This window comes from Pseudoxanthomonas sp. z9, assembly GCF_006542425.1.
Taxonomy (GTDB): domain Bacteria; phylum Pseudomonadota; class Gammaproteobacteria; order Xanthomonadales; family Xanthomonadaceae; genus Pseudoxanthomonas_A.
Genome location: NZ_VFID01000013.1, coordinates 12,973 through 37,350, shown reverse-complemented (window position 1 = coordinate 37,350; position 24,378 = coordinate 12,973). Strand labels below are relative to the sequence as shown.

Here is a 24,378-nt window from a genome sequence, read left to right as displayed (position 1 = left end):
CGAATCTCCATTGCCCAATCACGAATCACGGCTTTCCTCCAGAATGATGTCGGCGATGCGGTCGGCCGCATCGGTCTTGGCCAGGCCGCGCGCGGCCTCGGCCATGGCTTTTCTTTTGTCCGGGTGCTGGGCGAGATCGCTCAGCACGCCATGCAGGCGCTCGGCCAGATAGGCGTCCTGCTTCAGCAGGATCGCGGCGTCGCGCTCGACCAGGAATTCGGCGTTGCGGGTCTGGTGGTCATCCACCGCCTGCGGGAACGGCACCAGCACGCTGCCCACGCCCACCGCGCAGACTTCGGCCAGGGTGGACGCGCCGGCGCGGCACACCACCAGGTCCGCCCAGCCATAGGCGGCGGCCATGTCGGTGATGAAGGCTTCCACGCTGGCCGGCACGCCGGCATCGGTATAGGCCTTGACCGCTTCCTCGCGCAGCTTCTCGCCGCACTGGTGGCGAATCTCGACCGGCATTTCCGCGCCCAGCATCGCCACCGCGCGCGGCACCGACTGGTTGAGCGCGCGCGCGCCTTGGCTGCCGCCCAGCACCAGCAGGCGCAGGGGCCCTTCGCGCCCGCCCATGCGCTGCGCGGGCGGTGCGATGGCGGCGATCTCTTCGCGCACCGGATTGCCGACGTATTCCTCGCCATGGGCGAAGCTGCCCGGGAAACCGGTCAGCACGCGGCGCGAGAAGCGCGCCAGCACGCGATTGGTGAAACCGGGCGCGCGATTCTGTTCGTGCACCAGCAGGGGCTTGCCGGACAGCCGCGCGGCCATGCCGCCGGGACCGGCGGCGAAACCGCCGAAGCTGACCACCGCGCGCGGACGGCGCGCGCGCAGCAGGCCCATCGCGCGGGCAATCGCACGACCCACGCGCAGCGGGGCGCCCAACAGCGCCAGCTTGCCCTTGCCGCGCAGGGCGGAGATCGGAAGCGTATCCAGCGGAATGCCGTGCGGCGGCACCAGCCGGGTTTCCATCGCGCCGTCGGCACCCAGCCAGGTCACCGGCACGCCACGCGCGCGCAACACCTTCGCCACCGCCAGCGCGGGGAAGATATGCCCGCCGGTACCGCCGGCGAGGATCATCACGGGCTGGACCGACGCGGTCATGCGGTCCTCCCGAAAATGGGTTCGATGCGCTGGCGCAGGCGGCTGGTGCCGCGCACGGCCGCCGGCGCGGGCGTCGCGGCGGGTGCAGGCGCCGCCGGGGCGGCCGCAGGGGAATCGGAAACGGGCGGTGCCGTGTCCACGCCCGCCTGTAGTTCGCCACGCAGCGCGACCTGCCGCTGGGCGCGATCCAGTTCGTAGGACACCCGCAGCAGCAGGCCCATCGCCGCGCAGGTCATCAGCACGCTGGAGCCGCCGGAGGAGATCAGCGGCAGGGTCAATCCCTTGGTCGGCAGCAGGCCCAGGTTCACGCCCATCGAAACGAAGCTCTGCAGGCCGATCCACAGGGCGATGCCGAACGCGCAGTAGCCGGCGAAGTGGCGGCGCATCTCGACGCAGCGCAGGCCCACCCAGAACGCGCGGCCGACCAGCAGCGCGTACAGGCCGATGACCAGGCAGATGCCGGCGAAGCCGAGTTCCTCGCCGATGACGGAGAAGATGAAGTCGGTGTGCACTTCCGGCAGGTAGTTCAGCTTCAGCACCGAACCACCCAGGCCGATGCCGGACCATTCGCCTCGGCCGATCGCCATCAGCGCATTGGTCAGCTGGTAGCCGGAGCCGAACGGATCCGCCCACGGATCGGCGAACGAGGTCAGGCGGCGCATGCGATAGGGCTCGGCGATGGCGATTACCGCCAGCACCGGCAGGCCGACCAGCACCGGTCCGAACATGCGCGGCATGTTGACGCCGCCCAGCACCAGCATGCCGGCGGTGATCGCCAGCAGCAGCGAGGACGACCCGAAGTCCGGCTGCATCAGCAGCAGGGCCACCAGCACCACCACCACGCCCAGCGGCTTGAGCATCGCGATCCAGGTCGCGTTGACTTCGTCGCGGAACCGCACCAGGTAACTGGCCAGCCAGACGATGAAGAACACCTTGACCGCCTCGACCACCTGGAAGTTGGACACGCCCAGGTTGATCCAGCGGTGCGCGCCCTTCACGCTCACGCCCAGTCCGGGCACGAACACCAGCAGCAGCAGGCCGACGCAGCCCAGCAGCAGCAGCTGGTTGTAGTGCTCGACGGTCTTCAGTTCGGTGCGCATCGCCCAGATCGCCAGGCCCAGGCCGCCGGCCAGGAACATCAGGTGGCGCACCAGGTAGTAGAACGGCGTGGCGGTCTGCGAGATCGAGCTCGACGCGACCATCACCACGCCCAGCGAGGCGAGCGCCAGCGCCGCGCCCAGCAGCCACGGGTCATAGCGGCCACCGATGGCCTCCAGTCGTGTCGCCTGGCGGGCGCGGTCGTTCATCAGCGCACCTTCAACGTGGCCAGTCCGACCAGGACCAGCACCACCGAGATGATCCAGAAGCGCACGATCACGCGCGGCTCCGGCCATCCCTTCAGTTCGAAGTGGTGGTGGATCGGCGCCATCCGGAACACGCGCTTGCCGGTCAGCTTGAACGAGGCGACCTGGATCATCACCGAGAGCGTCTCGATGACGAAGATGCCGCCCATGATCACCAGCACCAGTTCCTGGCGCACGATCACCGCGATGGTGCCCAGCACGGCGCCCAGCGCCAGCGCTCCGATGTCGCCCATGAACACCATCGCCGGATAGGTGTTGAACCACAGGAAGCCCAGGCCCGCGCCGGCGATGGCCGCGCAGATGATCACCAGCTCGCCGGCGCCCGGGACCTGCGGGATCTGCAGATAGTTGGAGAACACCGCGTTGCCCGAGGCGTAGGCGAAGATGCCCAGCGCGCAGGCGACCAGCACGGTCGGCATGATCGCCAGGCCGTCCAGGCCGTCGGTCAGGTTGACCGCGTTCGAGAAACCGACGATCCAGAAATAGGCGATGGCGACGAAGCCGATGCCGGCCAGCGGCAGCGCGATCGACTTGAAGAACGGCACGTAGAAGGTCGTTGCCGCCGGCACGTCGGCGTACAGGTACAGGTACAGGCCGGCGGCCAGGCCGAAAATCGACTGCAGCAGGTACTTCCAGCGCGACTTCAGGCCGTTGGGATCGCGCTTGACGATCTTGATCCAGTCGTCGTACCAGCCGATGGCGCCGAACGCCAGCATCACCAGCACCACCGTCCACACGTACTTGTTGCGCAGGTCGCCCCACAGCAGCACCGCCGCCAGCACGGTCATCAGGATCAGGCCACCGCCCATGGTCGGCGTGCCGGCCTTGGAGAAATGCGTCTGCGGACCGTCCTGGCGGATCGGCTGGCCGCCCTTGAACTGCGCCAGGCGGCGGATCACCGCCGGCCCCCACCACAGCGACAGGAACAGCGCGGTCAGCGCGGCGAGGATGCCGCGGAAGGTCAGATAGCCGAACAGCCCGAAGAAATTCTCCAGGCTCTGCAGCCAGCGTGCGAGCTCAAGCAACATGCGATTTCCCCTCCCCTTCGGCCAGCAGCGCCGCGACGATCTTGTCCATGGCGCTGCCGCGCGACCCCTTCACCAGGCAGCGCACACCGGCATGCAGATCGGCGCGCAGCGCATCGGCCAGGGTCTTGTGTGTTTCGAAATGCAGGGCGCCCTCGCCGAACGCCTGCGCGGCGTGCTGGCTGAGCGGACCCAATGTGTAGAGACGACGGATGCCGGCGGTACGCGCGCGGCGACCGGCATCGGCGTGCAGCGTCTCGGCGTCGGCGCCGAGCTCGCGCATGTCGCCCAATACCAGCCAGGCTTCGCCCTCGCCGGCGGCCAGCGCATCGATGGCGGCGGCCAGCGAACCCGGGTTGGCGTTGTAGCTGTCGTCGATCAGCACGGCGCCATTGCCCAGCGTGCGCGCGACCTGGCGACCCGCGACCGGCTGCGCCGCGCCCAGGCCCTCGGCGATCGTCGCCAGCGACACGTCGCAGGCCAGCGCCAGCGAAGCGGCGGCCAAGGCGTTGAGCACGTTGTGGCGTCCGGGCAGGTGCAGTTCGACCGCCACTTCACCCTGCGGCGCGACCAGCGTGAAACCCGAACCGCTCGCATTGGTGCGGACGTCGCGCGCGGTCACGTCGGCGCTGGCCTCCAGGCCGAAGCGCAGGATCCGGCGATCGGCGACCCGCTCGGCGAAGTATTCGGCGAAGGCATCGTCAGCGTTGATCACGGCGGTGCCCGACGCCGGCAGGGCGTCGTAGATCGCGCCCTTGGTCTCGGCCACGCCCAGCAGCGACCCCATCCGCTCCAGGTGCGCGGCGGCGACGTTGTTCACCAGCGCCACGTCGGGAGCGACGATGTCGGTCAGGTAGGCGATGTCGCCCGGCTGGCCGGCGCCCATTTCGTAGACCGCGAAGTCGGCGTCGTCGGGCGCATCGATGACCGCCAGCGGCAGGCCGATCTCGTTGTTGCGGTTGCCCGGGTTGAAATAGGTCACGCCGGCGCGCTGCAGGATCGCCACCACCAGCGTCTTGACCGAGGTCTTGCCGTTGCTGCCGGTGATGGCAATCACGCGGCCAGACTGATCCTGGTGGATGCCGGCGGCGATCCGGGCCAATGCGAGCTGGCTGTCGGGCACCACGATCTGCGGCAGCTCGACGTTGACGGTGTGCTCCACCAGCACCGCGGCGGCGCCACGCATGGCCGCGTCGTAGGCGAAGTCGTGTCCGTCGAAACGCTCGCCGCGCAGGGCCACGTACAGGCTGCCCGGCTGCAGGGCGCGGGTGTCCTGGGTCATCGCGTCCACCACGGCGTCCTCGCCGTGGAGTTCGCCACCGGCCCAGTGCGCGAGCAGCGAGAGCGGCAGCCGCTTCATGCGCGCGCCTCCAATGCCTGGCGGGCCACCGCGGTGTCGTCGAACGGATGCTTCACGCCATTGATTTCCTGGTACGGCTCATGGCCCTTGCCGGCGATCAGCACGATGTCGTTCTCGCCGGCCTCGCCGACCGCGCGCTCGATTGCCTGGCGGCGATCACGCAGCACGGTGACGGCGTCCGGCCGGGTGAATCCGACCATGATGTCGGCGACGATGCGATCGCCGTCCTCGCCCCGGGGATTGTCGTCGGTGACGATCACGCGATCGGCCAGCCGCTCGGCGGCGCCGGCCATCTGCGGACGCTTGCCCGCATCGCGCTCGCCACCGCAGCCGAATACGCAGATCAGCCGGCCCCCGGCGTGGTCGCGCAGGCTCGACAGCGCCTGTTCCAGCGCGTCGGGCGTGTGCGCGTAGTCGATCACGATCAACGGCAACCGACGGCCCTGTTCGTCGATGCTGCCACCCAAGCGGTTCATGCGCCCGTGGATCGGCTGCAGCCGCGACAGGGTGCGGGCGATTTCCTGCGGCGCCTCGCCCAGTGCGTACAGCACGCCGGCCACCGCCAGCAGGTTGTCCACGTTGAAACGGCCGAGCAGGCGCGACTGCACCGGATGGGACTCGCCACCCGTGGCCAGATCGAACGCGATGCCGCTGGCGTCCAGACGCAATGCGTCCGCGCGCAGGGTGGCCGCCTCCTGTCCGCGCGAGCTGACGCCCACGCCCTGCACCGCGCCGGGCAGGTGCGGATACAGCACGCGGCCGTACTCGTCGTCGAGGTTGATCACCGCCGCCTTGAGCTCGGGCCAGGCGAACAGGCGCGCCTTGGCCGCGCCGTAGGTCGCCATGTCGCCGTGGTAATCGAGGTGATCGCGGGTGAGGTTGGTGAATACGCCGACGTCGAAATGCACGCCGTCCACGCGGCCCTGGTCCAGCGCGTGCGAGCTGACTTCCATCGCCACCGCCTTGGCGCCGGCATCGCGCAGCTGCGCCAGCAGCGCGTGCATCTGCAGCACCAGCGGGGTGGTGAAGCCGGTCGGCACGACTTCGCCGTACATGCCCGCGCCCAGCGTACCGATGCTGCCGCAGCGGGTGCCACGGATATGCCAGGCCTGCGCCAGCAACTGCACCGTGGAGGTCTTGCCGTTGGTGCCGGTGACGCCGACCAGCTTCATGTCGCGCGACGGGAAGGCGTGGAAGCGATCGGCCATCGTGCCCATGCGCGCGCGCAGGCCGGGCACGGCGATGGCGTCGCGCGGTACGTCCATGCCGGGCGGTGCCGGGGGTTCGTACAGGATCGCGCTGGCGCCCTTCTGCCTGGCCTGCTCGACGAAGTTGAGCCCGTGCGCGCCGAAACCGGCGATCGCCACGAAGGCGTCGCCCGGCTCGATCGTGCGGCTGTCCTGGACCAACCCGCGCACCACGATGTCGCGCGGCACGTCCACGTCGGGCAGCAATTCCGCCAGCGCCATCATGCGCCTCATCGCACGCCTCCCGTGCCCTGCACGGCCACCGGTGCCGGGGCGTCGAAGGTGGGCGAATCGGTCATGTCGGTGGCGTCGTCCAGGCTCGCGGGCATCGCCGCGGGCGCCGCCGGCTTGTTGCCACCCAGCTTCGCTTCGGCCTTGGCCTGCACGGCCAGCCAGGTCTCGATGTCATCCGGCGGCACGTCCATCAGGCGCAGCGCGCCATCCATCACGTTGTGGAACACCGGCGCGGCGACCAGGCCACCGTAGTAACCGCCTTCCTGCGAATCGCTGATCACCACGACCGCGGCGAAGCGCGGATTGCTCGCCGGCACCAGGCCGGCGAACAGCGAGGCGTAGCGGCCGCGCGCGTAGCCGCCGCCCGAGGCCAGGCGCGCGGTGCCGGTCTTGCCGGCGACGCGATAGCCCAGCACGCCGGCGCGCTTGGCGCCGCCCTGGGTCACCACGGTTTCCATCATGCCCACGACCTCGCGGGCGATGGCCGGATCCAGCACCTGCGGCGCGTCGTGATGTTCGCCCTTGACGAAGGTCGGGGTCACCAGCCGGCCGCCATTGCCCAGCGCCGCGTAGGCGCGCGCGATCTGCAGCGGCGTCACCGACAGGCCGTAGCCATAGGACATGGTGGCCTTCTGCAGGCCGTTCCAGCGCGCCGGCGGCGCGAGGATGCCGACGCCTTCGCCGGGGAAGCCGCTGCCGGGCGCGCTGCCATAGCCGAAGCTGCGCACCACCGAGTAGAAGTAGTCGTTGGGCAGCTTCTCGGCCAGCTTCACCGAGCCGATGTTGGAGCTCTTGGTGATGATGCCGGTGACTGTCAGCACGCCGTTGTTGCGGGGCACATCGCGGATGGTGTAACGGCCCAGCGACATGTAGCCCGGCGAGGTGTTGATCAGGGTGGACGGCGTCACCGCGCCCGCCTTCAGCGCGGCCGAGACGGTGATCGGCTTCATCGTCGAACCCGGTTCGACGATATCGGTCACCGCGCGGTTGCGGCGCGTCTCGGCGCCGGCCTGGCCGACCGCGTTGGGGTTGTAGGTCGGCAGGCTCACCATCGCCACCACTTCACCGGTGGCCACGTCCATGATCACCATCGAGCCGCTGCTGGCCTGGTGTTCGATCAGCGCGTTGCGCAGTTCGCGGAATGCCAGGAACTGGATGCGACGGTCGATGCTGAGGGTCAGGTCCTTGCCCGGCTCCGCCGAGCGCACCAGATCGACGTTCTCGACGATGCGGCCGCGGTTGTCACGAATCACCTTCTTGGCGCCGGGCTTGCCGCGCAGCCACTCGTCGAACGCCAGTTCCAGTCCTTCCTGGCCGCGATCGTCGATGTTGGTGAAGCCCAGCACGTGCGCCATCGCTTCACCCTGCGGGTAGAAACGACGGAACTCGCGCTGCGAGAACACCCCCGGGATCTTGTGCGCCAGGATGCGATGCGCCTCGTCCGGATTGATCCGGCGCTTGAGGTAGACGAACTCCTTGTCGGCGCGCTGCGACAGGCGGTTGGTCAGGTGTTCCAGCGGCACGCCCAGCGCCTGCGCCAGCTCCGGCAGGCGATCCGGCGTCTTCAGCAGTTCGCGCGGGTTGGCCCATACCGATTCCACCGGCGAGGACACCGCCACCGGCTCGCCGTTGCGATCGGTGATCATGCCGCGCGAGGTCGGGATCGGAATCTCGCGCAGGAAGCGCGAGTCGCCCTGGCGCTGATAGAAGTCGTTGTTGATCAGCTGCACGTAGGCGGCGCGGCCGATCAGGCTCACCGAGCACAGGCCCAGCGCGCCGATGACCAGCGCCAACCGCCCGCGCAGGTTGAAGCGGGCGCGGTTGCGGTTCTTCAGCGGCGGCGTGCTGCGCGAGTTCACGGGCGCACCACCACGACGTCATTGGTCTCGGGGAACTTCATGCCCAGGCGCACCCGCGCAATCTGGTCGATGCGCGTGCTTTCGGCGACGGTGGCCTGCTCCAGCTGGAGCCGGCCGAATTCGACGTTCAGTTCGTCGCGCGAGCGTTCCAGCCGCGACAGTTCGACGAACAACTGGCGATGGCGGTGGCGCGCATAGATCACGCCGATGGCCGAAGCCACGTTCGCCACCAGCAGCACCGCGATCAAAAAGCGCATCATGCGGCGGCCTCCAGCTTCTCGGCCACGCGCAGCACCGCGCTGCGGGCGCGCGGATTGCCGGCGATTTCCTCGGCCGTGCCCTTCTGCGCATCGCCGATCATGCGCAGGGTCGGCACGAACGCTTCCTGCACCGGCAGCCGGCGGTTGGCCGGCGGCGCCTTGGCGTGCGCGGCGATGAACCGCTTGACGATGCGGTCTTCCAGCGAATGAAAGCTGATCACGGCCAGCCGGCCGCCGGTCTTCAGGCGCGCCAGCGCGGCGTCGAGGCCGGCTTCCAGGTCGGCCAGTTCGCGGTTGATGTGGATGCGGATGGCCTGGAAGCTGCGGGTGGCCGGATGGATGTCCTGCTTGCCGCGCGGCATCGCCGAGGCGATGACCTCGGCCAGGTCCGCGGTGCGGACGAACGGCTGCGACGCGCGGCGCGCGACGATCGCGCGGGCGATCCGCCGGCTCATGCGCTCCTCGCCGTAGGTCCACAGCACGTCGGCGATTTCGCGCTCGTCGGCGCGCGCCAGCCACTCCGCGGCGCTCTCGCCGGATTCGGGATCCATGCGCATGTCCAGCGGGCCGTCCTTGCCGAAACTGAAGCCGCGCTCGGCCACGTCCAGTTGCGGGGACGAGACCCCGAGATCCAGCAGCACGCCGTCCAGGCCGGCGGCGGTGGCGTCCCACTCCGCCATGCCGGCGAAGCTGCCGCGGCGGATCGCGACGCGCGCATCGTCCGCGAACGTACGTTCGGCATGCGCGATCGCTTCGGGATCCTTGTCCATCAGCAGCAGCCGACCTCCCGGCCCCAGTCGTTCCAGCACTCCGCGCGCGTGTCCTCCACGCCCGAACGTGCCGTCCAGATACGTCCCGTCCCGTTTCACCTGCAGCCCTTCCATGACCTGCGTGTACAACACCGGCAAGTGCAGCGCTGAAAGGTGACCGGCCTGCGCGGACTGCCGCGTGCCGTCACCGGTCCTCACAAGCGCAACTCGAGCATGTGCGCGCTGAGATCCTCGTCGCCGATGGTCTGGCGGATCTGCGCGTGGTGTGCCTGCTCGCTCCACAATTCGAACTTGTCGCCCATGCCCAGCAGCACCGCCTTTTTCTCGATGCCGACCGCGCTGCGGTGGCTTGCCGGGATGCTGATGCGGCCATTGCCGTCGAGTTCCACCACCGAGGCGGCACCGATCAGCTTCAGCTGCAGGCTGCGATGGGCGCGCTGGGTGCTCGGCAGCTTGCTGACCTCGTCCCGGACCCGCTGCCATTCGTGTTCGGGGTACAGGTACAGGCTGCCGGCCTCGAACGGGTTGTAAGTGATGACCAGCCGGTTGCCGCACTCGCGCGCGACGAGGTCGCGGTAAGCGGTGGGCACCGCTAGCCGTCCCTTGTCGTCAACCGTGATGGCGGTCTCACCCTGAAACACGAATCCTGCCCTTGCCCGTCCGCACGAAGGCGGTAATTGAACCACGAAAACCCACTAAAAACCCGGTTTTCCCTCGGATGCCCACATTAGCACCGCGCACAGGGTTGTCAACAGGCAGATCGACAAAAAATCGCTTGATGTATCAAGGGCTTGCAGCAAACTTCAGAGACTTGTTCAAGCCTTATCCACAAGTTGCTGTTTCGTCTCAGATTTTGAGATTCGGGTCAGATTCACCGACGTGAGCACGACGTGATCTCAGTCTCGCCGTGGATTGCGACTACTGACGACGAGGCGCGCAAGGGGCCAGAATGCGGGCATGTGCCTGCTCGCCATCGCCTGGAACATTCATCCCCGCTGGCGCCTGGTCATGGCCGGCAACCGCGACGAGGCGCACGAGCGTCCGACCGCCCCGCTGGCGCGCTGGTCAGACCGGCCGGAAGTTCTGGCCGGACGCGATCTGCGGTCCGGCGGTACCTGGGCGGGGTTGGATGTCTCGGGGCGGATGACGGTGGTGACCAACGTCCGGGATCCCCGCATCGTCGTCCCGCAGGCCCCGTCGCGGGGCGCGCTGGCGGCGGATTTCCTCGGCAGCGGCCTGTCCGCGTCCGCATACGCGGGCGCGACCGGGTCGGCGGCAGACGCCTATGCCCCTTTCAATCTGCTGGTTGCCGATGCCAATGTCTGCGAATACGTCAGCAACTACCCGCATCCACGTCGAATGCTCCTGGCCGACGGCGTGCACGGGCTATCCAACGGCGACCTCGACGAGCCCTGGCCCAAGACCCTGCGGCTGATGCAGGTGATGTCCGACTGGGTGTCACGCGAGACGGAAGACGTGGACCTGCTCTGGCGCGGCCTGGCCGACGAACGCCTCGCCCCCGACCCGGAACTGCCCGACACCGGCGTCGGCCTGGAACGCGAACGCCTGCTGTCGGCCGCCTTCATCCGCAACCCGATCTATGGCACCCGGGCCAGCACCCTCATCGCCATCGACCACCAGGGCCACGGCTGGATCAGCGAACGCCGCTTCGGCCCCGATGGCCACCTGCTGGGCGAAACCACCCTCTCCAACCGGATGCCGCCGTAAGGGGGATGCCGCATCCGGCCGCCCAAGGAGCAGCGGAGCAAGCTCCGCTCTTCGCGATGGCGCCGAACCCGCTCACGAACACACAAGCCTGATCCATCAGAACGCAAAAGCCCCCTGAGTCAGGGGGCGAGTTCGCGCCAGCGGCGCGAACGACGGGGGTATGGAAGTGCGTATCGGGGCCCGAAGTTCGCCTAGCGAACTTCGGCGTTTACTGGCACGACAAACCCGTCACGCGGCTCGACCTGTCCGAAAGCACAAAGCCCCCTGAATCAGGGGGCGAGTTCGCGCCAGCGGCGCGAACGACGGGGGTATGGAAGTGCGCATCGGGGCCCGAAGTTCGCGCTGCGAACTTTGGGGTTTACTGGCACGACAACCCGTCACGCGGCTCGACCTGTCCGAAAGCACAAAGCCCCCTGAATCAGGGGGCGAGTTCGCGCCAACGGCGCGAACGACGGGGGTATGGAAGTGCGCATCGGGGCCCGAAGTTCGCGCTGCGAACTTTGGGGTTTACTGGCACGACAAACCCGTCACGCGACTCGACCTGTCCGAAAGCACAAAGCCCCCTGAGTCTGGGGGCGAGTTCGCGCCAGCGGCGCGAACGACGGGGGTATGGAAGTGCGCATCGGGGCCCGAAGTTCGCCTAGCGAACTTCGGGGTTTACTGGGCACAAGCCCAGTAAACATGAGGCGGAGCCGGCCGATAAGCCGGGTTCTGTCTTGGACAGTCATTCCTCTAGGCGCAGCGTCACCGCTACGCTCAAGCAACCTACCCGGAGGCACCGCGGGCCGCGGCATAGCCTCCCTATTTGGTCTTGCTCCCGGTGGGGTTTGCCGTGCCGGTCCGTTGCCGGACTCGCGGTGCGCTCTTACCGCACCATTTCACCCTTGCCACGCACTCCGGAGAGCCGTTCGGCGGTATCTTTCTGTTGCACTTTCCGTCAGCTCGCGCCGCCCAGGCGTTACCTGGCACCGTGCCCTGTGGAGCCCGGACTTTCCTCGGCATGCTTGCGCATGACGCGACTGTCTGGCCGGCTCCGCCGCGCGCATTGTCTCACGGCGCGCGCGGTTTGGTGATGAACCCGTGCTGTTGCAGGAACGCGATCGCCTTGCGATCGGCATTGGCGTCGATCTCCATGTCGATCGCCTTGTAATCGGGTTCTTCCTGCTGTTGCAGGTTGCGGGTGAACAAGTGCCCCACGCCCGGATAGATCACCAGTTCGCAAACGTTTCCGGCTTGCCGCATGCGCTCGCAGAAGCGGGTCGCGCCCGCGGCCGGCGTGACGCTGTCCTCCGCACCCTGCAGCAGGATCGCCGGCGGCAGCCCGGCACGGACATGCCGATCCGGCGACAGCGCCGCCGCCTGCGCGGGACCGCCACTGAGCCGGGTGAACCAGCCATCGTTTGCCACCGTCACGGCCGGTGACCACAGCACCAGCAGATCCGGGCGCGCGGACGGCGGCGCGCTTCCCGGCTCGTCGAACACGGCCGTCGATGCCGCCAGGTGGCCGCCCGCGGAAATGCCTCCCGCCGCCACTCGCGCCGGGTCCACGCCCAACGCCTCGGCATTGGCGCGGACCCAGCGGATCGCCGCGCGCGCATCCGCCACCGCGTCGAACGGCGTAACCGTCTTCTGATCCGAGAGCCGGTACTCCACCGAGACGGCGACCATGCCCTGCTCCACCAGCAGGCGCGCGGTGGGATGGATCCAGGACGCCTCGCCCACGGACCAGCCACCGCCATGGAACAGCACGATGGCCGCGCGTGGCACGGGTCCGGCCTGCGGTTCGAACACATCCAGCCGCAGGCGCTGGCCCTGCTCCATGTCGACGAAATGCTGCTTTGGAGGTGCCGGCTCGGCCGCGCTCGCCGTCCACGCGGCAAGGCAGAACACCCCCATCGCGAACGCGGATCGGATCCTGATCATGGCGGCTTCCCCGGAAGTCGACCGCACGTTAGCAGGTTCCCGGCGGGCGCAGGACCGGGTCCCGCGGACGCTTCCTCAGTCCTTCTGCCCGTACAGCGCCTTGCGCGGCGCGCCGGTGATTTCCGCGGCCAACTTGGCGGCCGCCGACGGTGGCAGGTGCGCGTTGAGCAGCGCGTAGACGCGGCGTCCCTCGGCAATCTGCGCGTCGGCATCCTCGCCGGCGCCCTGCACGATGACCACGAACTCGCCCTTGCGCTGGTTGTCGTCGGTGTCGACCTTCCGCTGCAGGTCGGCCAGGTTGCCGTCCAGCACGGTCTCGAACAGCTTGGTCAGCTCGCGGGCCAGCACCGCCGGGCGTTCGTCGCCGAACGCCGCGCGCATGTCCGCCAGCGACTCGGCGATGCGGTGGGAGGATTCGTAGAACACCAGCGTGCGGGTTTCGTCGGCCAGCTGCGCGAGATGCTCCCGGCGCGCCGAGGCCTTGGCCGGCAGGAATCCCTCGAACACGAAGCGATCGCTCGGCAACCCCGCCACGCTCAGCGCGGCAATCGCCGCGCAGGCGCCGGGCACCGGACTGACCGGGATTCCGGCCGCGCGCGCCGCGCGCACCACCCGATAGCCGGGATCGCTGACCAGCGGCGTGCCCGCGTCACTGACCAGCGCCATCGATTCGCCGGCCTGCAGGCGCGCCACGATGCGCTCGGCCAGCGCGTCCTCGTTGTGTTCATGCAGGGCGATCAGCGGCCGCTCGATGCCGAAATGGGCCAGCAGCTGGCCGCTGCGGCGGGTGTCCTCGGCGCAGATGGCGGCGACCTGGCGGAGGGTCTCCAGCGCCCGGGGCGACAGATCGGCCAGGTTGCCGATGGGCGTGGCGACGATGAACAGGGTTCCGGCGGGCATTCAGTGGGGATCCTTCGGCAGGGGTAGAATCGTAGCCGGTTCCTCCGTCCTGTCGCCGCCGATGCCTATGGAAATGCGCTTCGCAAGGATTCTCGCCCCGCTGCTGCTGGCCGTGCTGTTCGCCGGTTGCGCCACCACCCAGGTCAGCGGTCCGACCACGCCGAAGGGCCAGGCCTCGGCCGCCATCGCGCGCGCCGCGGAACTGGCGCGGCAGGACGCGACCCTGACCGGCCAGGCACGCAGCGACAACGCGAGGGAGATCGACCGGCTGCTGTCGAGCCTGGACGATGCCACCCTGGCGCGCGACGCGGCCGCACTGCCGGCCGGCGACCCGTTGTACAAATTCGCCGGTCGCGCCCTGCTGCGGCGCGGCCTGGCGCTGCCCCGGCCGTTCGATCGCGATCAGTGGCAATTCGGCAATCGTCCCCCGGCCGAGCGCGACGGCTACCGTCCGCCGGTGAAGCTGGCCGTGCTGCTGCCGCTGTCCGGCGATCTGGCCACCGCCGCGCAGCCGGTCCGCGACGGCCTGATGGCCGGCTATTACGGCGAGAGCCGGCGCCGGCCGGAAGTGGAGTTCTTCGACACCAGCGGCACCGCCGGTGGCGCGATCGCCGCCTACGGCCGCGCGGTCGCCGCCGGCGCCGATTTCGTGATCGGCCCGCTCGGCCGCGACGAGGTCAGCGCGCTGTTTCGCGAGCCCGCGCTCAAGGTGCCCACGCTGGTGCTCAACCGCGGCAACGTCCCCCCACCGAATGGCATGGCCGGCTTCTCGCTGACCCCGGAAGACGACGGCATCATGGCCGCCGAATACCTGCTCGAGCGCGAGCGCCGCAACGTGCTGGTGATCGGCGGCGCCGACGACAACGGCCGGCGCGCGGCGCAGGCGTTCGCCGAACGCTTCAGCGAGCGCGGCGGCAAGGTCGCGGCCAATCTCAGCGTCGGCGACACGCCCGGCGATCTGTCGGCGGCGCTGGCCTCGGCCGCGCAGGCGAATGTGGATGCGGTGTTCCTGGCGGTGAAGGGCGCAACCGCGCGCGTGCTGGCGCCGCAACTGGCGCTTGCCGGCCTCGGCGGCAAGAGCCGGGTGGCCACCTCGCAGCTGCTGTCCGGCACCGGCAAAGTGCTGGACGACGTGGCGCTGGACGGCATCGTGTTCCCGACCGAAGCCTGGACCACCCGCGGCGTGCCGGGCCTGCCACCGGCCAGCGTGACCGGCGAACGCCTGGCGACCGCGCGCGGTCCGGCCGCGCGCCTGTTCGCGTTCGGCTACGACGCCTGGCTGCTGACCGCATACCTGGAAAAGCTGGCCAACGACACCAACGAGGGCCTGCGCGGCGCCACCGGCGTCCTGCGCCTGGACGGCTTCGGCAACGTGCTGCGCTCGCCGGCCTGGTCGACCTTCCGCAGCGGCGCGGTGGTTCCCATCGCCGATGGCGGTTGATCGCCGCGCACAGGGTGCGCGGATCGAGCAGGCCGCACGCGGGTTCCTGATCCGCGCCGGCCTGCGTCCGCTGGCCGCGAACGTGAACTACCGCGGCGGTGAACTGGATCTGGTGATGTGCGATGAACGCCGCGGCGAGGCGGTGCTGGTGTTCGTCGAGGTCCGTCATCGCCGTTCGGATGCGTTCGGCGGTGGCGCCGGCTCGATCGATGCCGGCAAGCGTCGCCGGTTGATCCATGCCGCCTCGCGGTTTCTCGCCGCCCATCCCCGCTACGCCGACCTGCCCTGCCGCTTCGACGTGATCGACGCCCGCGGCGATCCGGATTCCCCGCGGCTGGACTGGATCGCGGACGCCTTCCGCGCCGACGATGCCTGAATCCCAGGCCCGCCCACTCCCTTAGAATGGGCGGGTGAATCCCTCCCTTCCCGCCTCACTGGATGCCGCGCTGGGCGAATTGCTCGGCGATGGCTGGCTGACCGACGCCGACGCCCGCCGCCGCTACGGCGAAGACAATTCGCGCCGTTTCGCCCTCGCCGACGCGGTCGCCCTGCCGCGCACCCGTGAACAGGTCGAGGCGATCGTGCGGGCGTGCCGCGAACACGGCGTACCGATCGTGGCTCGCGGCAGCGGCACCAGCAGTACCGGCGCGGCGATTCCGTATGCCGGTGGCGTGGCGGTGTCGTTCGAACGGATGAACCGGATCCTGCGCATCGAGGCCGGCGATCGCTATGCGGTGGTGGAGCCCGGGGTGCTGAACGGCGAACTGCAAGCCGCGCTGGCGCCGCATGGCCTGTTCTGGGCCCCGGATCCGGCCAGCGCCGACGTTTCCACCATCGGCGGCAACCTCGCCTGCAACGCCGGTGGCCCGCACGCGGTGAAGTACGGCACCAGCCGCGACAACGTGCTGGGCCTGCAGGCGGTGACCGGCACCGGCGATCTGATCGCCTGCGGCAGCGTCACCACCAAGGACGCGACCGGGTACGACCTCACCCATCTGCTGGTCGGCAGCGAGGGCACGCTGGGGCTGATCGTGGAGGCCACCCTGCGCCTGTTGCCCAGGCCGCCGTGCCGCGCCAGCCTGCGCGCGCTCTATCGCGACGTTACCCAGGCCGCGGCGGCGGTATCGCGGGTGATGGCGCAGCCGGTCGCGCCGGCGATGCTGGAGTTCATGGATCGCGCCTGCATCCGGCTGGCACGCGAGGTCGGCGGTGCCGATATTCCCGACGCCGGCGCGTTGCTGATGATCGAGGTCGATGGCGAACGGGAAACCCTCCCGCACGCGCTGGAAGCGGTAGCCACCGCGGCGGCCGGTGAAGGGCTGATCGCGCTGGACGAAGCCCCGGATGAAATCGCGCGCGAACGGCTGTGGGCGGCGCGCAAATCGCTCTCGCCGGCGTTGCGCACGATCGCCGACGGCAAGATCAACGAAGACGTCGTGGTGCCTGTTTCGCGCATCCCGGATCTGGTCGGTGGAGTCGAGAGGATGGCGGCGGAATTCGAACTGCCCATCGTCGCGTTTGGCCATGCCGGCAACGGCAACCTGCACGTCAACATCCTCTATGACCCGCAGGACCCGGCCCAGACCGCGCGCGCGCGCTTGGCGCTCCCGCGCCTGTTCGAACTGACCCTGTCGCTCGGCGGCACCCTGTCCGGCGAACACGGCATCGGCGTGGCCAAGCGAGATTTCATGCCGCAGGCCTTCACCTCGGCGACGCTGGCGGCGATGCATGCGATCAAGCGTGCGCTGGATCCGGACGGCATCCTCAACCCGGGCAAGGTGCTGCCGCCGTGAAACGTACCGCACTTCTGTTCATGCTGTTGTGCCTTGCTGCCCAGGCGGGCGCGCAGGCTCCGGAGCGCCCCATCCTGCGGGTCATGCTGATTGGCAACAGTCAAATCTACGTCAACAATCTGCCCGGCTTGTTGCGCAGTCTCGCGCGCGCACAGGGTGACGGCCCTTTGCTCGAAACGGGAACCTACGTGATGCCAGGCGCCGAATTGGTGCATCACTGGAAAAATGGCGCGGCGACGAAAGCACTCGAGCGGGAACACTGGGATGTCGTCGTGTTGCAGGAACGCGGGGGCCTGCTCGCCTGCATCGCCAGCCCTACCCAGAAAGAGCAGGACGACTGTCGCAATAGTTTGCGCACGCATCGTCGCTTCGCCGAACTCGCAAGAACGCACGGAGCGCGCGTCTTGTTGCTCGGAACCTGGGGGCCGGATGCGGATTGGCAGGAAAATCTGGACCGGGGATTGCGTCACGTCGCACGCATGACCAACGCGACGCCCGTGCTGTCCGGTACCCGTCTGCGGGCCTATCAGCAGGCCCATCGCGACCTCGTTCTGTTCACCGATGACGACCTGCATCCGTCCTTGTCCGCATCGCTGATCGTGACGGCCACCCTGTATCGTGAAATCGCCGGTCGACCGGCGCAGGCCGCGGATCTGCGGCTGGACTTTCCTTTGCTGCCTCCAGGCAGCCCGATGGGTGACAACCTGCCACTGGAACAGAATGCCGCGCTCAACGCACTGATCCGCCCTATTGCGTTAAGCGCGGCGGAGTTGCCACCATTGCTTGAGGCCGCCGAGCCAGCCCCATAGGAAAAGCGGCAGCGCAAGCCCAGCACCGCATCCACTCGGTTCAGAAGTGGGTGTAGCCGGCGCGTGGCGGCGGCCAGAGACGTCCTTCGACGTCGAGGGCGAGCACACCTGCGCCTTCCACGATCCGGCCGATGCGCGTCAACGGCAGAGCGAGCGACACGCCAAGTTCGGCCAATGCGTTCCGGGTGAAGGCCGGGGCGGTGAAGCAGAGTTCGTAGTCGTCGCCGCCAGTCGCCTGCCACGCAAAGCGCTCCGATGGCGGATACGCATGCAACGCGGCGGAAGCCGGCAGGCGATCCAGTTCCACCTCCGCGCCCACCCCGCTGGCGCGACAGATATGGCCCAGATCGGCGATCAGGCCATCGGACACATCCAGCGCGGCGTGCGCGAGACCGGCGAGGCGGCGGCCCAGTTCCACCCGCGGTACCGGACGATCCAGGCGCTCGCGCAGGTCGGCGGGCGGCATGGGCAACAGATGCAGCGCGGCCGCCGCGTCGCCGAGCGTGCCGCTGACCCAGACGTCATCGCCGACCCTGGCGCCATCGCGCCGCAGCGCGCGACCGGGTTCGACCGTACCGATCGCGGTCACCGCGATCGCCAGCGGACCGCGGGTGGTATCGCCGCCGATCAGCGCGACGCCGTGCCGCCGCGCCAGCGCCAGGAAACCATCGAGAAACGCATCCAGCCACGCCGGATCGCTTGCCGGCAGCGACAGCGACAGCGTGCACCAGGCCGGTTCCGCGCCCATCGCGGCCAGATCCGACAGGTTCACCGCCAGCGATTTCCAGCCGATGTCCTGCGGCGCGGTGGCTTCGGGGAAGTGCACGCCCGCGTTGAGCGTGTCGGCGGTGACAACCAGGTGCCGGCCGGCCGGCAACTGCAGCAGCGCCGCATCGTCGCCGATGCCCAGCACCACATCCGCGCGCACGCCGGCGCGCGCGCGGATGTGGGCAATCAGATCGAATTCACCGGTGTCCACGGGGCGGGGATTCCGGGATGCGGATCCGCTCCGCATCACGTCGGATTCAGCGCGCTTTCGCCGAAGTCTCGGCCGGACGCCATGCCACGGCGGCGTGATCCAGCACGCCGTTGACGTAGGTATGGCCGTGCTCGGCGCCGAAACGCTTGGCCGTTTCGATGGCCTCGTTCAGGACCACCCGGTACGGCACGTCGAGGCGATGCAACAGTTCGTAGGCGGCGATGCGCAGCACCGCGCGCTCGATCGGGTCGACCTCCTCCACCGTGCGATCCAGATACGGCGCCAGTGCTTCGTCCAACTGCGTGCGATGCTTCACCACGCCGCGCACCAGATCCTCGAAGTATTCGAGATCGGCGATCTCGTGCGCCTGTTCGTGCGCGAACTGGGCGATCACCTGCCCGACCTCGCCACCCGACAGCTGCCACGCGTACAGCGCCTGCAGGGCGCGACGGCGCGCACGCGCGCGGGTCACGGGATCGACGCCATCTTTTCGGTACTGTCGGCTCACGGGTTCTCCAGCCTGAATGTGGTTACGGCAACTGTTCCAGCAGTTGCGCCATCTCGACGGCCGCGAGCGCGACCTCCTCGCCCTTGTTGCCGTGACTGCCGCCGGCGCGCGCCTCGGCGTCCTCGATGCGCTCGACCGCCAGCACGCCGTTGAGCACCGGCACGCCAAAGTCCAGTTGCACCCGCATCAGTCCCTCGGCGCAGCTGTCGGCGACGTGTTCGTAGTGGCGGGTGTCGCCGCGGATCACACAGCCCAGCGCGATGATCGCCGCGTGTCCGCTGCCCGCGGCCACGCGCGCGGCGGCCACCGGGATTTCCCAGGCGCCGGGCACGCGGATGACGTCGATGGCGTCCTCGCCCACGCCGTTGCCGGCCAGGCTTTCGCGGGCGCCGGCCACCAGCACGTCGGTGATGCGGGCGTTCCAGCGGCTGGCGATGATCGCGAAGCGGGCGCCTTCGGGGGCGCGCAGATCGCCTTCGTAGTGGGCCATGGGCGGATTTCCTTGGGGGTTGGGAAGTTTAGCAGGGCCGGCCCCGCACGCCGGGGCCGGCCAGGTCGCGGGCGTCAGGGTTCGACGTACTCGACCACGTCCAGGCCGAAACCGGCCAGGCCGACCTGGCGGCGCGGCGTGCCCAGCACGCGCAAGCGGCCCAAGCCCAGATCCGCCAGGATCTGGCTGCCGGCGCCGTTGCGGCGCCATTCGGCCAGCGCGCCCGCCCGGCTGGCGGGAGCCTCCGGGCACTCCCGGATGCGATCCAGCAGCGCATCCGGGGTCGCCGCGTCGCCCAGCAGCACCAGCGCGCCACGCTCCTCGGCCGCGATCCGGCGCAGCACCTCGCCGATGGCCGGACCGAAATCGGCGCGACGCCAGTGCAGGGCGTCGGCGAGCGGATTCTGCATGTGCACGCGCACCAGCGTGGGCACTTCGGCCGCGGCGGTGCCGCGCAGCAGCGCGAAATGTAGTCCGTGGCTCAGCCGATCCCGATAGGTGAACAGGCGGAACGGGCCGTGCTCGGTCTGGATGTCGCGCTCGTCCACGCGCTCGACCGTGTGTTCGGTGCTGAGCCGGTAGCGGATCAACTCCTCGATCGAACCCATCTTCAGGCCGTGCTCGCGCGCGAAGGCTTCCAGTTCCGGGCGACGGGCCATGCTGCCGTCGGGATTGAGGACCTCCACCAGCACGCCGGCCGGTTCCAGCCCGGCCATCAGCGCCAGGTCGCTGGCCGCTTCGGTATGGCCGGCGCGATTGAGCACGCCGCCGGGTTGCGAGGCCAGCGGAAAGATGTGGCCCGGCTGGGCCAGATCCTGCGGCTTGGCATCGGGCCGCACGGCGGTGCGCACGGTATGCGCGCGGTCGTAGGCGGAAATGCCGGTGGTGACGCCTTCGGCCGCCTCGATGCTGACGGTGAAGTTGGTGTGGTGCGGCGAGGTGTTGTCCTGGACCATCGGCGGCAGCCCCAGCTGCCGGCAGCGCTCGCGGGTCAGCGACAGGCAGACCAGGCCACGCGCGTGGGTGACCATGAAATTGATGTCCGACGGCTTGACCAGCTCGGCCGCCATGATCAGGTCGCCCTCGTTCTCGCGGTCCTCGTCGTCGACGATGACGACCATGCGGCCGTTGCGGATTTCTTCCAGCAGTTCGGGGATGGTGGCGAAACTCATGCCTGCGCCTCCATGTCACGCGCGCCGAGCAGGCGCTCGACGTAACGCGCGACCAGATCGATTTCCAGGTTCACCGCGTCGCCCACCCGCGTCTGCGCGAAGGCTGTGTGCGAAACCGTATGCGGGATCAGCGCGACCTCGAAGCCGGCGTCGTCGACCTCGTTGACGGTCAGGCTGACGCCGTCGACGCAGATCGATCCCTTCTTGGCGATGTAGCGCAGCAGCGCGGACGGCGCGGCGAAGCGCCAGCGCTGCGCGCGCGCGTCCTCGCGGATGTCCAGCACCTGGCCCATGCCGTCGACGTGCCCGCTGACCAAATGGCCGCCGAGGCGATCGGTCGGACGCATCGCACGCTCCAGGTTGACCGGCGCGCCGGGCTTGAGCCGGCCCAGGGTGGTCAATGCCAGGGTCTCGTTGGAGGCATCGGCCTGGAACGAGCCGGCGTCGAAATCGATCACGGTCAGGCAGACGCCGTTGACCGCGATGCTTTCGCCGGGCTGCACGTTGGCGAACGGCAGGGTTCCGGCCTGGATGGTCAGGCGGACGTCGCCACCACGGATTTCGGACGCGGCCAGCGCGCCCACGCCCTCGATGATGCCAGTGAACATCAGGGCACCTCCGCGCGCACGGCCGGGACGGGAACAACAACGGGGAATACTGGGAGCATGAACGTTTCTCGCGGAAATGAAAAAAGCGAAAAACGCCCCAAGGCATTGAGGCAGGCGCAGGCCATCGCACACCTCGCGGTGCCCGCGTTGCCGTCTTCTTTCATCCGGACTGTGACCGTCGGCCCCGGCATTGGACCGGGTCTGCTGACCCTCCGGCGTGGCCGGAGGCGCTCGCGGGCTCGTGCTTGCGCACCTACCGCCGGTGGGGAGTTTCGCCCCGCCCTGAAGACGTCTTGGTTGCCGGCGAACCGGCGCGCGCATTGTAGCCCCGCCGCCCGCCGCGCCCGGCCGAACGCTGTGTCGCGCCAACCAGCGCGACATGAAGGCCGAGTCAGGCGGGCTTGCGCCTCAGATGCAGGACCAGCGGCCAGCGCATCCGCCGCACGCGCTGCGGGTCGCCCCAGGCGGCGGCCAGTTCAGGGCCGTGGATTTCGATGGCATCGCGGCCGGTGGCGGCCTGGAAGCACGCCGTCGCGGACAGGCTGGCGAAGTAGCCCAGCAGTTGCGGCAGGGTCCAGTCGGCGGTCAGCCAGAGATCGTCGGGTGCGGACATTGCCACGAACGGCCAGTCGTAGCCGGTGTAGCCGACATCCACGTCGTTGCGCTCCGGCGGCCAGTACGGATCGATGTCGTCACGCACCGCCTCGACCACATCGGCGAGATCGTCGGAGAATACGATGTCCTGGTAAGTCCAGGCGGCCAGCACGCCGCCCGGCGCCAGCACGCGTTCGCAACTGGCAAAGAACGCCCGCCGCTCGAACCAATGCAGCGCCTGCGCCACCGCGATCAGCTCGACGCTGGCATCGGCCAGCGAGGGCGTCTCGGCCAGTTCGACCGCGACGGTCACGTTGCCGATCGGTTCACGCTGCGCCCAGTGGCGCGCTATCTGGGCCGCGCTGGGATCGGTGGCATGGACGTGTGCGAAGTGCGCGGCCAGGCCACGGGTCGCCTGACCGCTGCCGCAGCCCGGCTCCCACACCCGCGCGCTGGCCGGCACCACCGTGCCGATGGCGTCATACAGCGCATCCGGATAGGTCGGCCGCGAACTGGCGTAAGTGTCGGCGAGCGCCGAGAAATGATCCTTGAAGGCGGCCATGATCGGGACTGGCTCAGGCGGCGGGCGCGGGTTGCAGGAGGATGCGCTGATCCTCGCCAATCGCGCGCGCGTCGACAATCTTCAATCGCGCGCGCTCGGCCATGCTCTGGATGCCCAGTCCTGCGAAAAGGGGCCGGGCCTGGTCGCCCAGCAGCACCGGCGCAACGTAGAGCAGGACTTCGTCGGCCAGCCCGGCGGCGATGAACGCCCCGGCCAGGGTGGCGCCGGCTTCGACCTGGACCTCATTGACGCCACGCGCGGCCAGCAGCTCCAGCACCGCGCGCAGATCGAAGTTGCTGCCGTCGGCCGGGGCCACCGCGCGCTGCGCGGCGATTTCGCGCGGCGGCTTGGCGTCGGCGGTGTGGATGTACAGGGTGGGCGCATCGCCTTCGCGGACCCGCCCGCGCGCGATGGTCGCCAATCCCGGATCCAGCACCACCCGTAGCGGCGGCACGAACGGGGTGTCATCCTCCAGCCGCACGGTCAGCGAGGGATCGTCGGCCAGCACGGTGCCGGCACCGGTCAGGATGGCGCCAGCGCGCGCACGCCAACGCTGCACGTCCAGGCGCGAGGCATCACCGCTGATCCATTTGGAATCGCCGTTGGCCATCGCGGTGCGTCCGTCCAGGCTGGTCGCCAGCTTGACCCGCACGAACGGCCGGCCACGCTCGATGCGCGACAGGAAACCGCGATTGAGCTGTCGCGCCTGCGCCTCCAGCAAACCCGACTGCACGGTGATGCCGGCGGCGCGCAGCTTGTCGAAGCCCGCGCCATCGACCTGCGGGAACGGATCCCGCATCGCCGCGACGACGCGGGTGACGCCCGCCGCGATCAGCGCATCCGCGCACGGACCAGTGCGACCGGTGTGCGCGCAGGGCTCCAGGGTCACATAGGCGGTGGCGCCCTTGGCGCGTTCGCCCGCCGCCTGCAATGCGAATACTTCCGCATGCGGCTCGCCCGCCCGCTGGTGCCAGCCTTCCCCGACCACTTCCCCGCCCTGGGCGATGACGCAGCCCACCATCGGATTGGGTCGCGTGGTGTAGGCGCCACGCTCGGCAAGGCGAAGGGCCTGCGCCATCAACGCGTGGTCGGTGGCGGTGAAGGCGGCGGTATCGGTCATGCCAGGGTTCCCGGGGTTTGGATTGGGTACGGCGGGGAGCGCGGCGGCGACTCCGCGACACGGCGCGCGGGAACGATGCCCATGATGCTGATCGGCACGCCGTGCAGCTGCGCACGTTCCTCCAGTTCCCAGCCGAGCCCGGAATAGAAGTCCTCGTGCCAGAGGGTGAACAGACGCAGCCGTTCCACCCCCTGCGCCGCCGCATGCGCCACGGCCGCCGCCACCAGGTGCCTGCCGCCCCCGCGTCCGCGCGCTTCCGGCGACACGAACAGGCTGGCCAGCCAGGGGCTGCCGCGATCCTGCAATTCCGGCGCGTCTTCCAGCAGCAGGCTGACCGAACCCAGCAGGGTGTCGCCATCCAGCAGCACCAAGGTGGTCGGCAGGGAGGCGCGGCGGGTGTGCTCCTCCAGTTCGGCGGTCGCCACCGGCAGGGTCCAGTCGTCGTACAGCGCGCCCCACTCGGCATGATGCCAGCGCGCCAGCACGGCCACGTGCTGCGGGTGGCGTCCAATCCATTCGATGCGCATG

The 24,378-nt window shown here is 69.3% G+C and carries 23 protein-coding genes, 1 other RNA gene, 1 pseudogene and 1 riboswitch; of the genes and pseudogenes, 5 read left to right on the top strand and 20 right to left on the bottom strand.

The annotated features are described in order from the left end of the window. Positions 1–18: 18 nt before the first annotated feature. Genes murG through mraZ form a run of 9 tightly spaced genes read right to left on the bottom strand, consistent with a single transcriptional unit; the run spans position 19 to position 9,864 of the window. Positions 19–1,104 (bottom strand): undecaprenyldiphospho-muramoylpentapeptide beta-N-acetylglucosaminyltransferase, encoded by a 1,086-nt coding sequence (gene murG / locus FG323_RS15815; RefSeq protein WP_141455687.1) that lies wholly within the window; start codon positions 1,102–1,104, stop codon positions 19–21. Beyond that, entirely contained in the window at positions 1,101–2,411 is a 1,311-nt protein-coding gene (gene ftsW / locus FG323_RS15810) for a putative lipid II flippase FtsW (RefSeq protein ID WP_141455686.1), read from the bottom strand. Before ftsW ends, murG begins: the two co-directional genes overlap by 4 nt. Then, positions 2,411–3,496 carry a phospho-N-acetylmuramoyl-pentapeptide-transferase gene (gene mraY, locus FG323_RS15805; RefSeq protein ID WP_141455685.1) on the bottom strand — a complete coding sequence of 362 codons (1,086 nt, stop codon included), beginning with the start codon at positions 3,494–3,496 and terminating at the stop codon, positions 2,411–2,413. Before mraY ends, ftsW begins: the two co-directional genes overlap by 1 nt. Next, entirely contained in the window at positions 3,486–4,853 is a 1,368-nt protein-coding gene (murF, locus tag FG323_RS15800) for a UDP-N-acetylmuramoyl-tripeptide--D-alanyl-D-alanine ligase (protein WP_141455684.1), read from the bottom strand. The genes mraY and murF overlap by 11 nt, the downstream gene beginning before the upstream one ends. After that, the gene (locus tag FG323_RS15795; RefSeq protein ID WP_141455683.1) at positions 4,850–6,334 is read right to left on the bottom strand and encodes a UDP-N-acetylmuramoyl-L-alanyl-D-glutamate--2,6-diaminopimelate ligase; all 1,485 of its coding nucleotides are present in this window, start codon (positions 6,332–6,334) and stop codon (positions 4,850–4,852) included. The genes murF and FG323_RS15795 overlap by 4 nt, the downstream gene beginning before the upstream one ends. Beyond that, positions 6,331–8,193, bottom strand: a complete 1,863-nt coding sequence (locus FG323_RS15790) for a penicillin-binding protein 2 (protein ID WP_249888672.1) — start codon at positions 8,191–8,193, stop codon at positions 6,331–6,333. Before FG323_RS15790 ends, FG323_RS15795 begins: the two co-directional genes overlap by 4 nt. Next, positions 8,190–8,453, bottom strand: coding sequence for a cell division protein FtsL (gene ftsL / locus FG323_RS15785; protein WP_141455682.1), 264 nt, complete (start codon positions 8,451–8,453; stop codon positions 8,190–8,192). Before ftsL ends, FG323_RS15790 begins: the two co-directional genes overlap by 4 nt. Next, on the bottom strand, positions 8,450–9,421 hold the full coding sequence (gene rsmH / locus FG323_RS15780; protein ID WP_255470211.1) for a 16S rRNA (cytosine(1402)-N(4))-methyltransferase RsmH: 972 nt from the start codon (positions 9,419–9,421) through the stop codon (positions 8,450–8,452). The genes ftsL and rsmH overlap by 4 nt, the downstream gene beginning before the upstream one ends. Then, a complete protein-coding gene (gene mraZ, locus FG323_RS15775) occupies positions 9,418–9,864 on the bottom strand; it encodes a division/cell wall cluster transcriptional repressor MraZ (RefSeq protein WP_141455681.1) in 447 nt (148 codons plus the stop codon). The genes rsmH and mraZ overlap by 4 nt, the downstream gene beginning before the upstream one ends. A gap of 316 nt (positions 9,865–10,180) precedes the next feature. Here mraZ and FG323_RS15770 point away from each other — a divergent pair, with 316 nt between their 5' ends. Next, positions 10,181–10,951 carry an NRDE family protein gene (locus FG323_RS15770; protein WP_141455680.1) on the top strand — a complete coding sequence of 257 codons (771 nt, stop codon included), beginning with the start codon at positions 10,181–10,183 and terminating at the stop codon, positions 10,949–10,951. A 684-nt stretch (positions 10,952–11,635) separates the two neighbouring features. Here FG323_RS15770 and rnpB read toward each other — a convergent pair. From rnpB to rsmI, 3 genes are all read right to left on the bottom strand, one after another. Next, positions 11,636–11,986, bottom strand: an RNA gene (gene rnpB, locus FG323_RS15765) — RNase P RNA component class A. 15 nt (positions 11,987–12,001) lie between these two features. Then, positions 12,002–12,874: an alpha/beta hydrolase fold domain-containing protein gene (locus tag FG323_RS15760; protein WP_141455679.1), complete on the bottom strand. Its 873-nt coding sequence runs from the start codon at positions 12,872–12,874 to the stop codon at positions 12,002–12,004. A gap of 75 nt (positions 12,875–12,949) precedes the next feature. Next, on the bottom strand, positions 12,950–13,774 hold the full coding sequence (gene rsmI, locus FG323_RS15755; protein ID WP_141455678.1) for a 16S rRNA (cytidine(1402)-2'-O)-methyltransferase: 825 nt from the start codon (positions 13,772–13,774) through the stop codon (positions 12,950–12,952). 166 nt (positions 13,775–13,940) lie between these two features. On the opposite strand from rsmI, the pseudogene FG323_RS15750 reads away from it, so the two are divergent. From FG323_RS15750 to FG323_RS15735, 4 genes and pseudogenes are all read left to right on the top strand, one after another. Then, positions 13,941–15,215, top strand: a pseudogene (locus FG323_RS15750) (penicillin-binding protein activator); the annotation flags it as partial. Then, positions 15,205–15,591, top strand: a complete 387-nt coding sequence (locus FG323_RS15745) for a YraN family protein (protein ID WP_141455676.1) — start codon at positions 15,205–15,207, stop codon at positions 15,589–15,591. The pseudogene FG323_RS15750 and the gene FG323_RS15745, both read left to right, overlap by 11 nt. Positions 15,592–15,625: 34 nt before the next feature. Beyond that, positions 15,626–17,008 carry an FAD-linked oxidase C-terminal domain-containing protein gene (locus tag FG323_RS15740; RefSeq protein WP_141455675.1) on the top strand — a complete coding sequence of 461 codons (1,383 nt, stop codon included), beginning with the start codon at positions 15,626–15,628 and terminating at the stop codon, positions 17,006–17,008. Further along, positions 17,005–17,817, top strand: coding sequence for a hypothetical protein (locus FG323_RS15735; protein ID WP_141455674.1), 813 nt, complete (start codon positions 17,005–17,007; stop codon positions 17,815–17,817). The genes FG323_RS15740 and FG323_RS15735 overlap by 4 nt, the downstream gene beginning before the upstream one ends. Before the next feature lie 40 nt (positions 17,818–17,857). On the opposite strand, the gene thiL is transcribed toward FG323_RS15735, so the two are convergent. The 8 genes from thiL to FG323_RS15695 form a co-directional block, all read right to left on the bottom strand. Beyond that, entirely contained in the window at positions 17,858–18,796 is a 939-nt protein-coding gene (gene thiL, locus FG323_RS15730) for a thiamine-phosphate kinase (RefSeq protein WP_255470210.1), read from the bottom strand. Positions 18,797–18,842: 46 nt separating this feature from the next. Next, positions 18,843–19,322 carry a transcription antitermination factor NusB gene (gene nusB, locus FG323_RS15725; protein WP_255470214.1) on the bottom strand — a complete coding sequence of 160 codons (480 nt, stop codon included), beginning with the start codon at positions 19,320–19,322 and terminating at the stop codon, positions 18,843–18,845. Positions 19,323–19,326: 4 nt separating this feature from the next. Further along, positions 19,327–19,794, bottom strand: a complete 468-nt coding sequence (gene ribH, locus FG323_RS15720) for a 6,7-dimethyl-8-ribityllumazine synthase (protein WP_141455671.1) — start codon at positions 19,792–19,794, stop codon at positions 19,327–19,329. Positions 19,795–19,868: 74 nt separating this feature from the next. After that, positions 19,869–20,966 carry a 3,4-dihydroxy-2-butanone-4-phosphate synthase gene (gene ribB / locus FG323_RS15715; protein WP_141455670.1) on the bottom strand — a complete coding sequence of 366 codons (1,098 nt, stop codon included), beginning with the start codon at positions 20,964–20,966 and terminating at the stop codon, positions 19,869–19,871. Continuing rightward, positions 20,963–21,574 (bottom strand): riboflavin synthase, encoded by a 612-nt coding sequence (locus FG323_RS15710; protein ID WP_141455669.1) that lies wholly within the window; start codon positions 21,572–21,574, stop codon positions 20,963–20,965. The genes ribB and FG323_RS15710 overlap by 4 nt, the downstream gene beginning before the upstream one ends. Before the next feature lie 148 nt (positions 21,575–21,722). Continuing rightward, positions 21,723–21,868: riboswitch (FMN riboswitch) on the bottom strand. A gap of 97 nt (positions 21,869–21,965) precedes the next feature. Next, positions 21,966–22,730: a class I SAM-dependent methyltransferase gene (locus FG323_RS15705; RefSeq protein ID WP_141455668.1), complete on the bottom strand. Its 765-nt coding sequence runs from the start codon at positions 22,728–22,730 to the stop codon at positions 21,966–21,968. Between the two features lie 13 nt (positions 22,731–22,743). Beyond that, positions 22,744–23,850: a bifunctional diaminohydroxyphosphoribosylaminopyrimidine deaminase/5-amino-6-(5-phosphoribosylamino)uracil reductase RibD gene (gene ribD / locus FG323_RS15700; protein ID WP_141455667.1), complete on the bottom strand. Its 1,107-nt coding sequence runs from the start codon at positions 23,848–23,850 to the stop codon at positions 22,744–22,746. Further along, positions 23,847–24,377 carry a GNAT family N-acetyltransferase gene (locus FG323_RS15695; protein WP_141455666.1) on the bottom strand — a complete coding sequence of 177 codons (531 nt, stop codon included), beginning with the start codon at positions 24,375–24,377 and terminating at the stop codon, positions 23,847–23,849. Before FG323_RS15695 ends, ribD begins: the two co-directional genes overlap by 4 nt. Position 24,378: the final 1 nt, after the last annotated feature.